This window comes from Rhizobium sp. P1_E6 (assembly GCF_056405875.1).
Genome location: NZ_JBFUBG010000067.1, coordinates 18,282 through 36,052, shown reverse-complemented (window position 1 = coordinate 36,052; position 17,771 = coordinate 18,282). Strand labels below are relative to the sequence as shown.

The 17,771-nt window shown below is 60.8% G+C and carries 16 protein-coding genes; 14 read left to right on the top strand and 2 right to left on the bottom strand.

Translation table 11 applies throughout. From position 1 onward, the window contains the following. From AC1D35_RS25245 to AC1D35_RS25235, 3 genes are all read left to right on the top strand, one after another. Positions 1 to 785: response regulator (locus AC1D35_RS25245; protein WP_477940562.1), on the top strand; the 785-nt coding region annotated here is incomplete at its 5' end. Positions 786 to 893: 108 nt separating this feature from the next. Continuing rightward, complete coding sequence (olsB, locus tag AC1D35_RS25240) at positions 894 to 1,769, top strand: l-ornithine N(alpha)-acyltransferase (RefSeq protein WP_113298354.1); 876 nt, start codon at positions 894 to 896, stop codon at positions 1,767 to 1,769. Between the two features lie 117 nt (positions 1,770 to 1,886). Further along, a complete protein-coding gene (locus tag AC1D35_RS25235) occupies positions 1,887 to 2,522 on the top strand; it encodes a bleomycin resistance protein (RefSeq protein WP_113307768.1) in 636 nt (211 codons plus the stop codon). A 44-nt stretch (positions 2,523 to 2,566) separates the two neighbouring features. On the opposite strand, the gene AC1D35_RS25230 is transcribed toward AC1D35_RS25235, so the two are convergent. Then, on the bottom strand, positions 2,567 to 4,852 hold the full coding sequence (locus AC1D35_RS25230; RefSeq protein ID WP_477940558.1) for an NADP-dependent malic enzyme: 2,286 nt from the start codon (positions 4,850 to 4,852) through the stop codon (positions 2,567 to 2,569). Between the two features lie 113 nt (positions 4,853 to 4,965). Here AC1D35_RS25230 and mutS point away from each other — a divergent pair, with 113 nt between their 5' ends. From mutS to murJ, 4 genes are all read left to right on the top strand, one after another. Next, on the top strand, positions 4,966 to 7,692 hold the full coding sequence (gene mutS / locus AC1D35_RS25225; protein ID WP_113307767.1) for a DNA mismatch repair protein MutS: 2,727 nt from the start codon (positions 4,966 to 4,968) through the stop codon (positions 7,690 to 7,692). Positions 7,693 to 7,703: 11 nt separating this feature from the next. Next, positions 7,704 to 7,979 (top strand): hypothetical protein, encoded by a 276-nt coding sequence (locus AC1D35_RS25220; protein WP_113298350.1) that lies wholly within the window; start codon positions 7,704 to 7,706, stop codon positions 7,977 to 7,979. 114 nt (positions 7,980 to 8,093) lie between these two features. Then, positions 8,094 to 10,985, top strand: coding sequence for a [protein-PII] uridylyltransferase (locus tag AC1D35_RS25215; RefSeq protein ID WP_113307766.1), 2,892 nt, complete (start codon positions 8,094 to 8,096; stop codon positions 10,983 to 10,985). Beyond that, positions 10,982 to 12,562, top strand: coding sequence for a murein biosynthesis integral membrane protein MurJ (gene murJ / locus AC1D35_RS25210; RefSeq protein WP_113307765.1), 1,581 nt, complete (start codon positions 10,982 to 10,984; stop codon positions 12,560 to 12,562). The genes AC1D35_RS25215 and murJ overlap by 4 nt, the downstream gene beginning before the upstream one ends. 90 nt (positions 12,563 to 12,652) lie before the next feature. On the opposite strand, the gene AC1D35_RS25205 is transcribed toward murJ, so the two are convergent. Further along, positions 12,653 to 13,081 carry a peptidoglycan L,D-endopeptidase MepK gene (locus tag AC1D35_RS25205; RefSeq protein ID WP_113307764.1) on the bottom strand — a complete coding sequence of 143 codons (429 nt, stop codon included), beginning with the start codon at positions 13,079 to 13,081 and terminating at the stop codon, positions 12,653 to 12,655. A gap of 187 nt (positions 13,082 to 13,268) precedes the next feature. Between AC1D35_RS25205 and AC1D35_RS25200 the strand changes: the two genes are divergently transcribed. From AC1D35_RS25200 to AC1D35_RS25170, 7 genes are all read left to right on the top strand, one after another. Next, complete coding sequence (locus tag AC1D35_RS25200) at positions 13,269 to 13,664, top strand: VOC family protein (protein ID WP_113307763.1); 396 nt, start codon at positions 13,269 to 13,271, stop codon at positions 13,662 to 13,664. Between the two features lie 89 nt (positions 13,665 to 13,753). After that, positions 13,754 to 14,818 (top strand): tryptophan--tRNA ligase, encoded by a 1,065-nt coding sequence (trpS, locus tag AC1D35_RS25195; protein WP_113307762.1) that lies wholly within the window; start codon positions 13,754 to 13,756, stop codon positions 14,816 to 14,818. Positions 14,819 to 14,893: 75 nt separating this feature from the next. Then, positions 14,894 to 15,385, top strand: a complete 492-nt coding sequence (locus AC1D35_RS25190; RefSeq protein WP_113298344.1) for a universal stress protein — start codon at positions 14,894 to 14,896, stop codon at positions 15,383 to 15,385. Positions 15,386 to 15,492: 107 nt separating this feature from the next. Next, complete coding sequence (locus AC1D35_RS25185; protein ID WP_113307761.1) at positions 15,493 to 16,059, top strand: NifU family protein; 567 nt, start codon at positions 15,493 to 15,495, stop codon at positions 16,057 to 16,059. A gap of 87 nt (positions 16,060 to 16,146) precedes the next feature. Beyond that, positions 16,147 to 16,806 (top strand): tRNA (adenosine(37)-N6)-threonylcarbamoyltransferase complex dimerization subunit type 1 TsaB, encoded by a 660-nt coding sequence (gene tsaB, locus AC1D35_RS25180; protein WP_113307760.1) that lies wholly within the window; start codon positions 16,147 to 16,149, stop codon positions 16,804 to 16,806. After that, positions 16,803 to 17,303 carry a GNAT family N-acetyltransferase gene (locus AC1D35_RS25175; protein ID WP_477832392.1) on the top strand — a complete coding sequence of 167 codons (501 nt, stop codon included), beginning with the start codon at positions 16,803 to 16,805 and terminating at the stop codon, positions 17,301 to 17,303. Before tsaB ends, AC1D35_RS25175 begins: the two co-directional genes overlap by 4 nt. Positions 17,304 to 17,337: 34 nt before the next feature. Beyond that, on the top strand, positions 17,338 to 17,766 hold the full coding sequence (locus tag AC1D35_RS25170) for a Fur family transcriptional regulator (RefSeq protein WP_477940550.1): 429 nt from the start codon (positions 17,338 to 17,340) through the stop codon (positions 17,764 to 17,766). Positions 17,767 to 17,771: the final 5 nt, after the last annotated feature.

Here is a 17,771-nt window from a genome sequence, read left to right as displayed (position 1 = left end):
CGATTACGACGCTTGGAGGGCGCTGCCACCTGGTCGCCAGCGGCGAGGCGGCGCGCGAAAGCCTGCTGTCGCTAGCCCGCAGCGGCGACAGGCCGACCGATATCATCATCGATCACCGCATGTCCGAGGAATTCTCGCTGCATATTGCCGATCGCACGGAGATCGCAGCGCTTGGCCTGCGCAAGGTGCTGCTCGTCAATCCGGAAGAGCGCAATTCGCATTCGCTCGACCTGTTCGATGCATGGCTGATCCGGCCGCTGCGTGAGCAGTCGCTGATCGACGTGCTGCGTGGGCGCATGCGCGGCATGGAGAAGCGCGATGCGCTGAACGACAACCAGCCTGGCCTTGGTCCCTCTATTGCAGAGCGGACGGCGATGGGCGTCGGCTTTTCCGTCCTTCTCGGCGAGGACGATCCGATCAATGCCATGCTGGTGCGTGTCATGCTGGAAAAGGGCGGCCACTCCGTCAGGCATGTGGATGATTTCGAGACCCTGCTCGACTATGCGCTTGGTGACGACAGGCCTGATATCATCATCAGCGATCTTTCCATGCCCGGCGGCAACGGCATCGACATGCTGGGACGCCTTCGGGGACATGAACGTCGGCTCGATCTTCTGCCCGTACCGGTCATCGTTCTGACTGCGGACAAGAGCGACGAATCGCGGCGACAGGTCTTGCTCAACGGCGCCAATCGCGTCATGGTGAAACCGGTAGATGCGGTCAGGTTGCTCACCGAAGTGCAGGCGGTTGTTGCTCTTTCAGCTCGTCGGGCTGAGGCGCGCTGAAGCTGGGAAAATCGGCACGTTTCTTGCGTGCACAAATTCGGTATGTCACTTTCCTGTCGTACATAAGTGTTTTATGGCGTGTGATAAGCCGGAGACGGGAGAATCGCCATGTCTGTTGACATCCTTAATTGTGACGCTACCGCCGAGGTCTCCCGGCCGTCGACGGCTGCTGCCCCGAAGGAAGGCGACGTTTTTGGCCGCATCGGCAATCTCGAAACCCGCCTCGCCCGTACAGCGAGCGAGATCGATGCCGCTCAGTCCGTGCGCTACCGTGTCTTCGTCGAGGAAATGAAGGCTCAGCTGCCGGCGGACGCCATGCGTCGTGAGCGCGATGTCGACGCTTACGACGCCTTCTGCGACCATCTTCTGGTTCTCGACCGCTCGATCGAGGGCGATACCGAAGACCAGATCGTCGGCACTTACCGCCTGCTCAGGCAGGACGTCGCCATGGCCAATGGTGGTTTTTACTCGGCTTCGGAATTTGCCATCGATGAGCTCATCGCCCGCCATCCCGACAAGCGCTTCATGGAACTCGGCCGCTCCTGCGTGCTGCCGGAATACCGCACCAAGCGCATCGTCGAACTGCTCTGGCAGGGCAATTGGGCCTATGCGTTGAAGCACGGCATGAGCGCCATGTTCGGCTGCGCCTCCTTCCCGGGCGTTCACCCGGAAAGTCATGCTCTGGCTCTCTCCTTCCTCTACCACAGCGTGCTCGCCAAGGATGAATGGGCCGTCGGCGCGCTGCCGCATCTGGCGCGCGACATGGACCTGATGCCGGCCGAAGGCGTCAATCCGAAAAGGGCGCTGATGGCGCTGCCGCCGCTTATCAAGGGGTACCTGCGCCTCGGCGCCATGGTCGGCTCCCATGCGGTCGTCGATCAGGCGTTCAATACGACCGACGTGCTGATCGTGCTACCGATATCAAGCATTTCCGATCGTTATCTGAACTATTACGGTGCGGATGCAGGCCGTTTCGCAAGCTGAGGCGGCCGCTTGACGGCTGCGTCTTGTCAATTCATTCTTATCAGGCGTTTTCAGTAGGGCGCATCGGCAATGGTGCCGGCTGGGCTATGCCCGCCTACAACATCAAAACCTTGCGCCATGCCGAATTTCGAAAACCTCAGAAAGAAAGCCAAGCAGTTTAAACGCTGGCATCAGGATCGCTATTATCCTGTCGCTGCGGAGATCCGCTGCTGGCTTGCCCGTTACCGCCATCTCAACGACCAGCAAATCCTCGAGCTTGAATTCAAGCTTGCCGATGCGCAGGAACTCGTGGCGGCACAGGAGGGCTTTGAAAGCTGGTCGGCGCTCAAAAAGGGGCTCACCGACATGAATGCAACAACTGGACAGAAATCTGCCTCCCAACCGACACTGCTCGATGCCCAACCGCAGCTTTTCGTGAGCGATATTCACGCTGCCTGTGATTTCTACTCACAGAAACTCGGCTTCGCTCCTGGCTTCATTTATGGCGAGCCGCCCTTCTACGCACAGGTCGTTCGCGGTGCGGCGAGGCTCAACCTCCGACACGTCGAAATGCCGGCTTTCCATCCGGAGATTCGCCAACGCGAGAAGGATATCCTGTCCGCGACGATTACGCTTGATGACGTGAAGGCGCTGTTTCTCGAATACACCGCAAACGGCGTTCCTTTTCACCAGCCGCTGCGGCTGGAACCCTGGGGTGCCAGAACATTCATCGTCTGCGATCCAGATGGAAATCTGATCGCTTTTGCGGGATAAGCCGTTCGGGCGGACCACATCAGCGGTCCGCCCTCTATTATTTATCAGGAGCCGGCAGCATAGGCCGCAATCGCAGCCATGTTGACGATATCGCTATCCTTGGCGCCCATCGACGTGATCTGCACCGCCTTGTCGAGGCCGACGAGGATGGGTCCGATGACCGTCGAGCCGCCGAGTTCCTGCAGCATCTTGGTCGAGATCGATGCCGAGTGGAATGCCGGCATGACGAGGACGTTGGCCGGACCGGAGAGGCGGCAGAAGGGATATTGCTCCATCACCTTACGGTTCAGGGCAACGTCGGCGGCCATTTCGCCGTCATACTCGAAATCGACGCGACGCTTGTCGAGGATCTTCACAGCTTCGCGCACACGCTCGGAACGCTCACCCGAGGGATGGCCGAAGGTGGAATAGGCGAGCAACGCGACGCGCGGCTGGTAGCCCATGCGGCGCGCGAGACCTGCAGCCTCCTCCGCAATATCGGCAAGCTCCTCGGCCGTCGGCATATCGTGAACCGCAGTGTCGGCAACGAAGACCGTGCGGCCGCGGCAAAGCGCGATCGACACGCCGATCACGCGATGGCCCGGCTTATGGTCAATGCAGCGGCGCACATCTTCGAGTGCCGTCGAATAGTTGCGGGTGATGCCCGTCACCATGCCATCTGCATCGCCTAGCGCCACCATAGTGGCAGCGAAATGGTTGCGGTCATTATGGATCAGGCGCTGTGCGTCGCGGTGCAAGTAGCCCTTCCTCTGCAGGCGGGCATAGAGATAATCGATATAGGCCTCGACGCGGGTCGAGATGCGCGCGTTGACGATCTCGAGACCTGGACGATTGAGGTCTATGCCGGCGCGCTCGGCCGTTGCGCGGATCAGATCCWCGCGGCCGAGCAGGATGGCGGTGCCGAGCTGCTGGTTGGCATAGACCATGGCGGCGCGCAGCACCTGTTCCTCTTCGGCCTCGGCGAAAACAACACGCTTCGGATGCCGGCGAACGCGTTCGTAGAGGCTTGCAAGCGTGGAGGCGATCGGGTCGCGACGAGCGGAAAGCTCGCGCTTGTAGCCAGCCATGTCAGTGATGATCTTGCGAGCGACGCCGCTTTCGATCGCCGCTTCGGCAACGGCCGCCGGAATGGCCGAGATCAGGCGCGGATCAAAGGGAACAGGAATGATGTATTGGGCCCCGAAGCGCGGGCGATTGCCCTGATAGGCGGCCGCGACATCATCAGGCACGTCCTCACGGGCGAGGCTCGCGAGCGCCTTCACGGCGGCGATCTTCATCGCATCGTTGATGGTCGAGGCACGGACGTCGAGGGCGCCGCGGAAGATATAGGGGAAGCCCAGCACGTTATTGACCTGGTTCGGATAGTCCGAACGGCCGGTCGCCATGATGGCATCATCGCGGACACGGGCGACTTCCTCCGGCGTGATTTCCGGATCGGGATTGGCCATGGCGAAAATGATCGGCCGGTCGGCCATGGAGCGGATCATCTCCTCGGAGAAGGCGCCCTTCTGCGACAGGCCGAAAACGACATCCGCGCCCTTCATCGCCTCTTCCAGCGTACGCGTGTCGGTCTTGGCCGCATGGGCCGACTTCCACTGGTTCATGCCCTCGGTGCGGCCCTGATAGATGACGCCCTTGGTATCGCACAGGACGATGTTTTCGGGCGCAAAGCCCATCGACTTGATGAGCTCGACGCAGGCGATGGCAGCGGCACCCGCGCCGTTACAGACAAGTTTTGTCGTCTTCAGGTCGCGGCCCGTCAGTTCCAGCGCGTTGATCAGGCCGGCGGCGGCAATGATCGCAGTACCGTGCTGGTCGTCATGGAAAACAGGAATATCCATCAGCTCGCGCAGGCGGCTTTCGATGACGAAACAGTCCGGCGCCTTGATGTCTTCCAGATTGATGCCGCCGAAGGAGGGGCCGAGGAAACGGACGCAGTTGATGAACTCGTCGACATTTTCCGTGTCGACTTCGAGGTCGATGGAATCGACGTCGGCGAAACGCTTGAAGAGAACCGACTTGCCTTCCATGACCGGCTTGGAAGCCAGGGCGCCGAGATTGCCAAGGCCGAGGATGGCCGTGCCGTTGGAGATGACGGCAACCATGTTGCCGCGGGTCGTGTAATCGTAAGCCGTCGCCGGATCTTCAGCGATGGCTTTGACCGGCACCGCGACACCGGGAGAATAGGCAAGCGAGAGATCGCGCTGCGTCGCCATCGGCTTGGTCGGGTTGATTTCCAGCTTGCCGGGCCGACCCATTGCGTGAAACTCAAGCGCTTCCTTATCGGTGACAGACGTCACCGACCGTTCTTTCTTCTCCATCTGCGACATAACTCCTCCAAACGTCTTGTGGGTGACGTTTTCCTCTTCCCCAATTGCTGTTGTCATCTATAGCGGCGGCCGGATAGGGTTGGCACCTGTTTTTTGGGAAAAACTGCACCTCCGTGAACGCACGAATAGACACCAGAAACGAAGCCTTCTCGGCAGCCGAGCTTGCGACAGAGGAAAGTCGCGCCTCGGCGACGCCGATGATGGAGCAATATATCGAGATCAAGGCGAACAATCCGGATTCGCTGCTCTTCTATCGCATGGGCGATTTTTACGAGCTGTTCTTCGAGGATGCGCTCGAGGCTTCGCGTGCGCTCGGCATCACGCTGACCAAACGCGGCCAGCACATGGGGCAGGATATTGCGATGTGCGGCGTGCCGGTGCATGCGGCCGACGATTACCTGCAGAAGCTGATCGCGTTCGGCTATCGCGTCGCGGTTTGCGAGCAGGTGGAAGATCCGGCGGAAGCCAAGAAGCGCGGATCGAAATCCGTCGTCAAGCGCGATGTCGTCCGCCTCGTTACACCGGGCACCATTACCGAGGAGAAGCTGCTTTCTCCTTCGGAATCGAACTATCTGATGACGCTGTCGCGCATCCGCGGCACTTCGGAGCCGGTACTGGCGCTTGCCTGGATCGATATTTCCACCGGCGTCTTCCGGCTGGCCGAGACCGAGGCTTCGCGGCTGCTTGCCGATATCCTGCGTATCGACCCACGCGAACTCATCGTTCCGGACACGATCTTCCACGATCCGGAATTGAAGCCCGTTTTCGATGTGCTCGGCCGCACCGCCGTTCCACAGCCGGCTGTGCTTTTCGACAGCGCGACGGCGGAAGGCCGCATAGCGCGCTATTTCGGCGTTTCGACGCTTGACGGCTTTGGCAGTTTTTCACGCGCTGAGCTTGCGGCAGCATCAGCAGCCGTTGCCTATGTGGAGAAGACCCAGATTGCCGAACGGCCGCCACTCGGCAGGCCGGAACGGGAAAGCGGCGCCTCGACGCTGTTCATCGATCCGGCCACGCGCGCCAATCTGGAGCTTGTGCGCACGCTGTCCGGCGATCGTAACGGCGCGCTGCTCAAGGCGATCGACCGGACAACTACCGGCGGCGGAGCGCGGCTGCTGGCCGAACGGCTGATGTCGCCGCTCACCGATCCAGCCCGCGTCAACGAGCGGCTGGATTCAATCGGTTTCCTGATGCAGGAGCCGTCGCTCTGCGGCGAATTGCGCGATGCCCTGAAACATGTGCCCGACATGCCGCGGGCGCTCTCCCGCCTGGCACTCGACCGTGGCGGCCCCCGCGATCTCTGGGCAATCCGCCAGGGGCTGGGCACTGCCGCGCATCTTGCCGGCCTGCTGGGAAGCGCCATGCTGCCGGAAGAGCTGGAACAGGCCCGCATGGGGCTGGAAGCCCTGCCGTCCGGCCTCGAAATATTGCTCGCGGAAAACCTTGCAGATGAACTGCCGCTCCTGAAACGCGATGGCGGCTTCCTGCGCGATGGTGCCAATGCCGACCTCGACGACGTCAGGGCGCTACGCGACCAGTCGCGTCGCGTCATTGCCGGCCTGCAGCTGCAATATGCCGAAGAGACCGGCATCAAGTCGCTGAAGATCAAGCACAACAACATTCTCGGTTACTTCATCGAGGTTACCGCCGGCAATGCCGGACCGATGACCGATACATCCGAGGCGAAAGCCCGCTTCATCCACCGCCAGACGATGGCGAATGCCATGCGGTTCACCACGACCGAGCTTGCCGATCTCGAAAGCCGCATCGCCAACGCCGCCGACCGCGCACTGCAGATCGAATTCCTCGCCTTCGACCGGATGACGGAAGCGACGGTCGCCGAGGCCGAAGTAATCAAGACAGGCGCGCGGGCGCTCGCCGTCATCGATGTTGCGGCAGGCCTGGCGCTGCTTGCCGAAGAACAGGCTTATTGCCGGCCGCTGGTCGACGGCTCGAAGATGTTTGCCATCGAAGGCGGCCGCCACCCTGTCGTCGAACAGGCACTGCGTCGGCAGTCCACCGGTCCCTTCGTCGCCAATAATTGCGATCTGTCGCCCGTCTCCGACGGCAAGGATGGCGCGATATGGCTGCTGACCGGCCCGAACATGGGCGGTAAGTCGACATTCCTGCGCCAGAACGCGCTGATCGCCATTCTTGCGCAGATGGGCTCCTTCGTGCCGGCAACGTCTGCGCATATCGGCATCGTCGACCGGCTTTTCTCACGCGTCGGCGCATCCGACGATCTGGCGCGCGGGCGTTCCACCTTCATGGTGGAGATGGTCGAGACTGCGGCGATCCTTAATCAGGCCAGCGATCGTTCGCTGGTCATTCTAGACGAAATCGGCCGGGGTACTGCGACATTCGACGGTCTTTCCATCGCCTGGGCGGCTGTCGAGCATCTGCATGAGGCCAACCGCTGCCGTGGGCTCTTTGCCACGCATTTCCATGAACTGACGGTCCTCTCCGAAAAGCTTGCCCGGCTATCGAACGCAACAATGCGCGTGAAGGAATGGGACGGCGACGTCATCTTCCTCCACGAAGTCGGTCCGGGTGCAGCCGACCGGTCCTACGGCATTCAGGTCGCGCGGCTTGCCGGACTGCCGGCATCCGTCGTGGCGCGCGCGCGCGACGTGCTGACCCGACTCGAAGACGCCGACCGCAAGAACCCAGCGAGTCAGTTGATCGACGACCTGCCGCTCTTCCAGGTGGCGGTGCGCCGTGAAGAGGCGTCACGCGGGCCTTCCAAGGTCGAAGAAACCCTGAAGGCGATGAGCCTCGACGATATGACACCGCGCGAGGCGCTCGACGCGCTTTACGACCTTAAAAAGAAAATGAAGTAGGAGCCGCGCCCGTGTTCATGGAAAAACTGCTTCAGGAAACGCAGCGCCTCTCCGTCATCGTCTCGATGCTGGAGATCATGAAACAATCTGATGGCAATCTGGAGGCGCGCGGCTGGAACACGCCGATCGGCATGGCGAAGATCACTGGTTCCTGCCTGAAGATCGGCGCGTTCAGCGGTGCAATCATTGACGCTGGATACCGCGAATGCGACAAGGCGACGCTCGACGGCATCATGAGCGAGACGCGGCAGGTTCTCAATACGCTGCTGACACAGCCGTCTGCCTGAGAACTTGCGGCAAAGCGTCCGTGGCCGACGGCTTGCCAACACCATTTCGCCAAATTTAAAGGTTCATGCAATATGGACGGCTGTGTCATCAGGCGGGCAAAGAGGCTATAGCGCATGCAGACGAAACCAGAGGCGCGCCACGAGCAAGCGGCCAGGACCGGACAGGAAATCGCCCAGCCGATGGCAACGCGCACCAGCGATTTCTCAGAAATCCTCGACGTGGAACTGCTGCAGGGGCAATGCGACGCCATTGCCGAGGCTAACCGCAACCGTCCGGACGTTCTGCGCAACGATCTTCTCTCCGTTCTGAAGAAGGCGAGTGTTGAAGGACGTCGGAAGGCGCGCGAACTGCTCGACGCCCAGGGGGGCGGGCTCGACTGCGCGCACCGGATTTCCTGGCTGCAGGACCAGATCATCGCCGTTCTCTACAATTTCGCGACTGCGCATATCTTTCCGAAGCAGAAGGACAAGTTCGCGGTCACGGCGGTCGGCGGCTATGGGCGCGACACGCTGGCGCCCGGCTCCGATATCGATCTGCTCTTCCTGTTCCTGCCGAAGCCGGCGGAAGAGACGCACAAAGCCGTCGAGTTCATGCTTTACATGTTGTGGGACATGGGTTTCAAGGTCGGCCACGCGACCCGCACCGTCGAGGAATGCATCGCGCTTTCCAAGTCGGATATGACGATCCGCACCGCCATTCTGGAGATGCGTTACATCTGCGGGCTGAAGCCGCTCGAAACGGAGCTGGAAGCCCGCTTCGACAAGGAAATCGTCACCGGCACGGGACCGGAATTCATCGCCGCCAAGCTGGCCGAACGCGACGAGCGCCACCGCAAGGCCGGCGACACGCGCTACCTCGTCGAGCCGAATGTCAAGGAAGGCAAGGGCGGCCTTCGCGACCTGCACACGCTGTTCTGGATTTCGAAATATTATTACCATGTGCGCGACCCCGCCGATCTGGTGCCGCTCGGCGTGCTGTCGAAGCAGGAATACCGGTTGCTGGAAAAGGCCGACGACTTTCTCTGGGCCGTGCGCTGCCACATGCATTTCCTGACCGGGAAGGCCGAGGAGCGTCTTTCCTTCGATATCCAGCGCGAGATCGCCGAGGCGCTCGGTTATCATTCCCGCCCCGGCCTTTCGGCCGTCGAGCGCTTCATGAAGCACTATTTCCTCGTTGCCAAGGATGTCGGCGACCTGACGCGCATCCTCTGCGCCGCACTCGAAGACCAGCAGGCGAAGTCGATCCCCGGCCTGACGGGCGTCATCAGCCGCTTTACGCACCGCAATCGCAAGATCCCCGGCAGCGTCGAGTTCGTGGAAGATCGCGGCCGCATCACGCTCGCCAATCCTGATGTGCTCAAGCGCGATCCGGTCAGCATTATCAGACTATTTCACGTCGCCGATATCAACGGGCTCGAATTCCATCCCGATGCGCTGAAGCGCGTGACGCGCTCGCTCAACCTCATCAACAACGATCTGCGCGAGAATGACGAGGCCAACCGGCTCTTCCTGTCGATCCTCACTTCCAAGCGCGATCCGGCGCTGATCCTGCGGCGCATGAACGAGGCCGGCGTGCTTGGCCGCTTCATTCCCGAATTCGGCAAGATCGTCGCGATGATGCAGTTCAACATGTATCATCACTATACTGTTGACGAGCACCTGATCCGCGCCATCGATGTTCTGTCGGAAATCGACAAGGGCAAGGCCGAGGAACTGCACCCGCTCTCCAACAAGCTGATGCCGCATATCGAGGATCGCGAGGCTCTTTATGTCGCGGTTCTGCTGCACGATGTGGCCAAGGGCCGGCAGGAAGATCATTCGATTGCCGGTGCACGCGTCGCCCGCAAGCTCTGCGCCCGCTTCGGCCTGTCGCAGAAGCAGACCGAAATCGTCGTCTGGCTGATCGAGGAACATCTGACCATGTCGATGGTCGCGCAGACGCGCGACCTGACGGACCGCAAGACGATCACCGACTTCGCCGATCGCGTTCAATCTCTGGACCGCCTGAAGATGCTGCTGATCCTGACGATCTGCGACATCCGCGCCGTCGGACCGGGCGTCTGGAACGGCTGGAAGGGGCAATTGCTGCGCACACTCTATTATGAGACGGAGCTGCTGCTGGCCGGCGGCTTCTCCGAAGTGTCGCGCAAAGAGCGCGCCCAGGCTGCTGCCGACGCGCTTTATGCGGCGCTTTCCGACTGGAGCCAGAAGGACCGCCGCACCTATGCCAAGCTGCATTACCAGCCCTACCTGCTCTCCGTGCCGCTGGAAGATCAGATACGCCATGCGCATTTCATCCGCCAGGCCGACAAGGCCGGCCAGGCGCTGGCAACCTCGGTGCGCACCGACAGCTTCCACGCGATCACCGAAATCACCGTTCTCTCACCCGACCATCCCCGCCTGCTCGCCGTCATTGCCGGCGCCTGTGCGGCTGCCGGTGCCAATATCGTCGATGCGCAGATCTTCACGACTTCGGACGGCCGGGCGCTCGATACGATCCATGTCAGCCGCGAGTTTCCGAATGACGAGGACGAGCTTCGCCGTGCAGCCACGATCGGCCGGATGATCGAGGACGTGCTTTCCGGCCGCAAGCGGCTGCCCGAGGTGATCGCGACCCGCACCAAACACCGCAAGAAGAGCAAGGCCTTCATCATTCCGCCTTCGGTGACGATCACCAACAGCCTGTCGAACAAGTTCACCGTCATCGAGGTGGAATGCCTCGACCGGCCGGGCCTGCTGTCGGAAATGACGGCAGTGCTGTCGGATCTCTCGCTCGACATCCAGTCCGCGCGGATCACCACCTTTGGTGAAAAAGTCATCGACAGCTTCTACGTCACCGATCTCGTCGGCCAGAAGATCTCCGGCGACAGCAAGCGCGCCAATATCACCGCCCGCATGAAAGCAGTCATGGCCGAAGAGCAGGACGAACTGCGCGAACGCATGCCATCAGGCATCATCGCGCCTCTCGCTACTGCGGCCGAAAAGAAAGCCGGTTCCCCCACATGAGCCTCGTCAAGAAATTTGCCACGGTCGGCGGCGCCACGCTCGGCAGCCGCATCTTTGGTTTTGCCCGCGAAACGCTGATGGCGGCGGCGCTGGGGACAGGGCCGATGGCCGACGTTTTCTATGCAGCCTTCCGCTTCCCGAACCTGTTCCGTCGGCTCTTTGCCGAAGGCGCCTTCAACGCCGCCTTCGTGCCGCTCTTTGCCAAGGAGATCGAGGCGAACGGCACGGACGGCGCCAAGCGCTTTTCGGAAGAGGTGTTCGGCGTTCTTTTTTCCGTGCTGCTGCTCATCACCATCGTGATGGAGTTTTCCATGCCGCTTCTCGTGCGCTTCGTCATCGCGCCGGGCTTTGCGGATGATCCCGAGAAGTTCGACATCACCATCCGAATGGCGGCGGTGATGTTCCCCTATCTCATGTGCATGTCGCTGACGGCGATGATGAGCGGCATGCTGAATTCGCTGCACCACTTCTTCGCCGCGGCCGTGGCACCGGTCTTCCTCAACGTCGTGATGATCGGGGCGCTGTTCTACGCGCTCTATACCGGCGCCGACCCATTGACGACGGCCTGGTATCTCTCCTGGGGCGTGCTCGCGGCCGGCGTCCTGCAGCTCGCCGTCGTCTATCTCGGTGTACTGCATGCCGGCATGAGCATCGGCATCCGCTTCCCGAAGATGACGCCGAACGTCAAGCGGCTGCTGATCCTTGCCGTTCCGGCCGCCGTCACCGGCGGCATCACGCAGATCAACCAGCTCATCGGCCAGGCGATCGCCTCCTCCCGCGAAGGCGCCATCGCCGCCCTGCAATATGCCGACCGTATCTACCAGCTCCCTCTCGGCGTCGTCGGCGTCGCCGTCGGTGTGGTGCTGCTGCCCGAGCTTGCCCGTTCGCTCAAGGGCGGAGCGTTACGCGAGGCCGCCTTTCTGCAGAACCGCTCGATCGAGTTCGTCCTGTTCCTGACGATCCCAGCCGCCTTCGCGCTGTGGATCCTCTCGGACGAGATCATCCGCGTGCTCTATGAGCGCGGCGCCTTCCACCAGGAAAACACTGTTATCGTCGGCTCGATCCTTGCGATTTACGGCATCGGCTTGCCGGCTTTCGTGCTGATCAAAGCACTGCAGCCGGGCTTTTATGCCCGCGAGGACACCAAGACGCCGATGCGTTTTTCGGCGGTCGCCGTCGCTGTCAACTGCGCCACGGCGCTGACCCTCTTTCCCTACATAGGTGCACCCGGAATCGCTGTGGCCGAGGCCACCGCCGGCTGGATCAGCACCGTGCTGCTCTTCACGACACTTCTGCGACGCGGTCATCTGACATGGGAATGGGCGCTTGCCAAACGCGCCGTCCTTCTGATCGTCGCCTCTGCCGTCATGGGCGCCGTCATCATCTACCTCAAGCAGCACTGGGAACCCTGGCTTGCCTCGGGCGCCCCGCTTCTAACCAAGGTCGGCACCCTTGGCCTGCTGATTGCGATTTCGATGGTCGTCTATTTCGCGACCGCCTTCCTGATCGGCGGCGCGGACCTCGGCATGATCCGCCGCAATCTCAACCGCAAGCCGGCACCCGCGAAAGACGCCTGAGATCAGGGTATCTCCGGTTTTCCTTCGAAGCATGGGATACTCTATCCCTTTGTTTTTGCGCAATTCTGCGCGCAAAATCGCTGGAATTGCTTAGCAATCGACCCATCGTCGCTGCGGCCCGACATCGACATGGATGATGCCGTTGCAATAGCTGCCGATCCCACCTATCCCGGGTGCGGTTTTCGCGGCCGCGATGATCGTCCGCTCCGACAGTCCGGGAATCCTGATATCAGCTGCCATGCACGTTCCGTGCAAGGAGCCGTGGCGGCGGGGATGCGGCCGGAAGCCCGACGTTATCATCGGGCGGCGGCCGGTCTTTGCCGCGATATGCGACAAAATCGCCCGCAATCGCACCGGAAAACAGCTGGCGCGAACACTGACGGTCTGCATCGTGTAGGCTATACGCGTCTCGTGTTTGGGAAGCTGGGTAGTCTGCCGTCGATTATCTTGACCGACGGCTGTCGTTGCTGATTGTAGGGCGAAAAGGCCTGCCATGGCGAGCAAACTAGCGTTCTGCATGGTCCCTCCGATCGGTTATCCCGACGGCCCCTTGGGCCGCCAGCCCGGCGAGAGGATTTTCAGTTCAAAGAAAGCTTTTCTGTGAAATTTTATACTCAATTTTAGCTAAACAGGCTGATCAATTTGGCGTAAAACCTGGCATTTTCCCCCATATAATTGGAATAGCCTTCCTAATTTGGAGATCCCCGTGACCCAATCCCTCTTCCTCGTCACCCTCGTCGTCGATGATTATGACCGCGCCAAAGCCTTCTATTGTGAGGCTCTCGGCTTCGAATGCCTTCAAGATGAAGTGCAGCCGGAAGGCAAGCGCTGGGTCGTCGTCAAGCCGAAGGGCGGGGATGGGGCAGCCTTTTTGCTGGCACAGGCGACAAATGAAGCGCAGCGAGTAGCCATCGGTAACCAGGCCGGCGGACGTGTGGGTTTCTTCCTGAAAACCGATGATTTTGCGCGTGACCATGCTGCGATGCTAACAGCCGGGGTGCGCTTTCTGGAGGAGCCACGGCACGAGGTTTACGGCACCGTCGCAGTCTTTGCGGATCCTTACAGCAACACCTTCGATCTGATCCAGCATGCCGCGGGCTGAACCCCTTGATTGCGAGCGGCCGCCCGTGCATAAGCCGCGGCGTTAACGGCACAGTCAGGCCCTCCACCAGCCTAATCGAGGACAACATCATGGGCGAATTCAAGAAGCTCGTATTTTCCGGCGTTCAGCCGACGGGCAATCTGCATCTCGGCAATTATCTCGGCGCGATCCGTCGCTTCGTGCAGCTCCAGGACGGCAACGACTGCATCTACTGCGTCGTCGACCTGCATGCGCTGACCGCGCAGCTCGTCCACGAGGACATGCTGTCGCAGACGCGCTCGATCGCGGCCGCCTTCATCGCTTCCGGCATCGACGCCGAAAAGCATATCGTCTTCAATCAGTCCGCCGTACCGCAGCACGCCGAACTCGCCTGGATCTTCAACTGTGTCGCCCGCCTCGGCTGGATGAATCGCATGACGCAGTTCAAGGACAAGGCCGGCAAGGACCGCGAGCAGGCCTCGCTCGGCCTCTATGCCTATCCGAGCCTGATGGCTGCCGACATCCTCGTCTACCGCGCGACGCACGTTCCCGTCGGCGAGGACCAGAAGCAGCATCTTGAGCTCACCCGCGACATCGCGATGAAGTTCAACCTCGACTACGGCTCGCATATCCGCAAGACGAACTACGGGATCGACATCACTGTCGGCAACGAGCCGGTGCATGCCTATTTCCCGATGGTCGAACCGCTGATCGGCGGGCCGGCACCGCGTGTCATGTCGCTGCGCGATGGCACGAAGAAAATGTCGAAGTCCGATCCTTCGGATCTTTCGCGCATCAACCTGATGGACGACGAGGACGCGATCTCCAAGAAAATCCGGAAGGCCAAGACCGATCCTGATGGATTGCCGAGCGAAGTCGCCGGTCTGGAAAGCCGGCCGGAAGCCGAGAACCTCGTTTCGATCTATGCGGCACTCGCCGACCAGTCGAAGGAGCAGGTGCTCGCAGAATTCGGCGGCCAGCAGTTCTCCGTCTTCAAGCCGGCGCTGATCGATCTCGCTGTTCAGGTGCTTTCGCCGATCACTGGCGAAATGCGCCGCCTGATGAGCGATACGAGCCATATCGACGCGATCCTGCGCAACGGCAATGAACGCGCAAGGGCACGCGCCGACGTGACGATGCGCGAACTTCGAGAGATCATCGGCTTCCTCTACTAGTCCGATCGACATGCAGAGCTCCCGTGCAAAACGGGGGCTTGCAAATTTTTGGTCTCAGGTGTCAGAGTTCGCACCATGGTATCAAAGCGACTCTCACGGCTCGAAGGTCATCGCCGCAAATTCATAGCGGTGATTGACGGGACTCCTGAATGCCAACGCGCCGTCCATTATGCCGGACGGCGCGCCAAGAATTCCAATGGCGGCCTCATCCTTCTCTATGTGATCCCGGAAGGCGATTTCCAGCAATGGCTTGGCGTCGAGGAGATCATGCGGGCGGAAGCCCGGGAGGAGGCGGAAGCCACCGTCGCCAAGATCGCGCAGATCGTACGCGAGACGATCGGCATCGAGCCTGAAATTGTCATCCGCGAAGGCAACTCGGCAGAGCAAATCAATGCGGTGATCGAAGAAGATCGGGACGTCGCCATCCTCGTGCTTGCCGCAAGCTCCGCCAAGGAAGGACCGGGACCGCTGGTTTCGTCTATCGCCGGACGGGGAGCGGCCTTTCCCATTCCCGTCACCGTGCTTCCCGACACGCTGACCAACGAAGAAATCGACGCCCTGTGTTAAGTCATTTCTTGAGTATCAGTCTCTTGAATTGGCCGGACAATAGGCTTATTTTCTTTTGAAGAATTCTAAAGACGGCAGAGGTCACGGCCCGCCGCACGGAGAGCGAGATGTTCATTCAGACCGAAGCCACGCCGAACCCGGCAACACAGAAGTTCCTTCCCGGCAAGGTCGTGATGGAAAACGGCACGGCCGAATTCCGCAACGCCGATGAAGCCCAGGCTTCGCCGCTCGCCGCCCGCCTCTTCGATATCCCGGGCGTGACCGGCGTCTATTTCGGCTATGATTTCATCTCCGTCTCCAAGGACGATGCTGAGTGGCAGCATCTGAAGCCGGCCATCCTCGGCTCGATCATGGAGCATTTCATGTCCGGCAAGCCGGTCATGGGCGATGCCTCGATCCTGTCGGAAGATGCCGATGCGGGTGACGAATTCTTCGACGAGGGTGACGAATCGATCGTGCTGACCATCAAGGAACTGCTGGAGACGCGCGTGCGTCCGGCCGTTGCCCAGGATGGCGGCGACATCACCTTCCGTGGCTTCAAGGACGGCAAGGTCTATCTGAACATGAAGGGCTCCTGCGCCGGCTGCCCGTCTTCGACGGCTACGCTGAAGCACGGTGTCCAGAACCTGTTGCGCCATTTCGTTCCGGAAGTGCAGGAAGTGATTGCCGCTTAAAATCTCGGATACGTCCGGCCGTTCATCTGGGGTTGGATCGGACGGATTTATGGATGGGCGACAATAGTTTATTCGGAAATTGATGGCATGATCGTTCTGGCGCTCGACACGGCAGGTGTAGATTGCGCTGCCGCCGTTTATGACAGCGGCAGGAATACGATGCTGGGGGAGGCATCGGATATGATCGGCAAGGGGCATGCTGAACATCTGATGGGTATCGTCGATCGTGCGCTGGATCAGGCGGGCGTCGCGCTTTCGGATATCGACCGCATTGCCGTCACCATCGGACCTGGCTCCTTTACCGGTATCCGCGTCGGCGTCGCCGCAGCCCGCGGCTTTGCGCTTTCCCTCAATATCCCCGCCGTCGGCATCACCACACTCGAGGTCATGGCAGCCGCTCAGCGCGAGAACACACCGGGCTGCGCAGTGCTCGCAGCGATGGATGCCAAGCGGGACGAAATCTATCTCCAGTCCTTCGCCGCCGACGGTTCGCCGCTCGACGAGGCGCGTGCGGCGAGTGTAGTGGAGGCCCAGGCTTTTGCCGCCGGTTTCGACGGCGAGATCACCGGTTCTGCGACTCCGCTCCTGAAGCCCGATGCAACGGGCGAGCACATCAACACATTCCCGATCTCCATCGTGGCCCGCCTCGGTGCGGCCGCGAACCCGAATGCCGGAAAGCCGAAGCCCGTTTATCTGCGTGGACCCGATGCCAAACCACAGGCCGGGTACGCGATTGCAAGAGTATGACAATGCTGGAAGCATATCTGACGCTGAAACCGGAATTCGAAATCGTCGTCATGGAGCCCGAAGATTGCCTCGACGTTTCCGTCCTCCACGGCGAACGCTTCGCGCGCCCCTGGGGTGACGGCGAATTCCACAGCCTGCTTTCGCAGAACACAGTCTTCGGCTTTGTTGCCCGCCAGACCAACGCCATCCTGAAGAAGACCTTGCCGGGCTTCATCCTTGCGCGCCAGGTTGCCGGCGAGGCGGAAATCCTGACGGTCGCCGTGCAGGCGAAGGTCGCGCATTCCGGCCTCGGCTGGCGTCTGATGCAGGCCGCTATACGCGAAGCACGCCTTCGCGGCGGCGAGAGCATGTTCCTGGAAGTCGACAACGGCAATATCGCTGCCCTTGGCCTTTACCGCAAGCTTGGCTTCGAGCAGGCCGGCGAGCGCAAGGGCTATTACAAGGACGCCAATGGGGCTACCTCCACAGCGCTTGTCATGAAGCGCGTTCTTCGGTAGTTCCCTTCTCGACAGGAATAGCGAGAAGGCAGCCATGACTGAGGAAGCCAAGACCCTTGAGGAGCTTTGCGCTGAACGCGGCATGCGCATGACCGAGCAGCGCCGGGTGATCGCGCGTATTCTCGAGGATTCCGAAGATCATCCCGATGTCGAGGAGCTTTATCGGCGTTCCGTCAAGGTCGATGCCAAGATTTCTATCTCGACGGTCTATCGCACCGTGAAGCTGTTCGAGGACGCCGGCATCATCGCCYGGCACGATTTCCGTGATGGCCGCTCCCGCTACGAGACGGTTCCCGAAGAACATCACGATCATCTGATCGACCTGAAGACCGGCGCCGTGATCGAATTTCGCTCACCGGAAATCGAGGCGCTGCAGGAGCGGATCGCACGCGAACACGGCTTCAAGCTCGTGGACCACCGCCTCGAACTCTACGGCATCCCGCTGAAGAAAGACGAAATCTGATACCA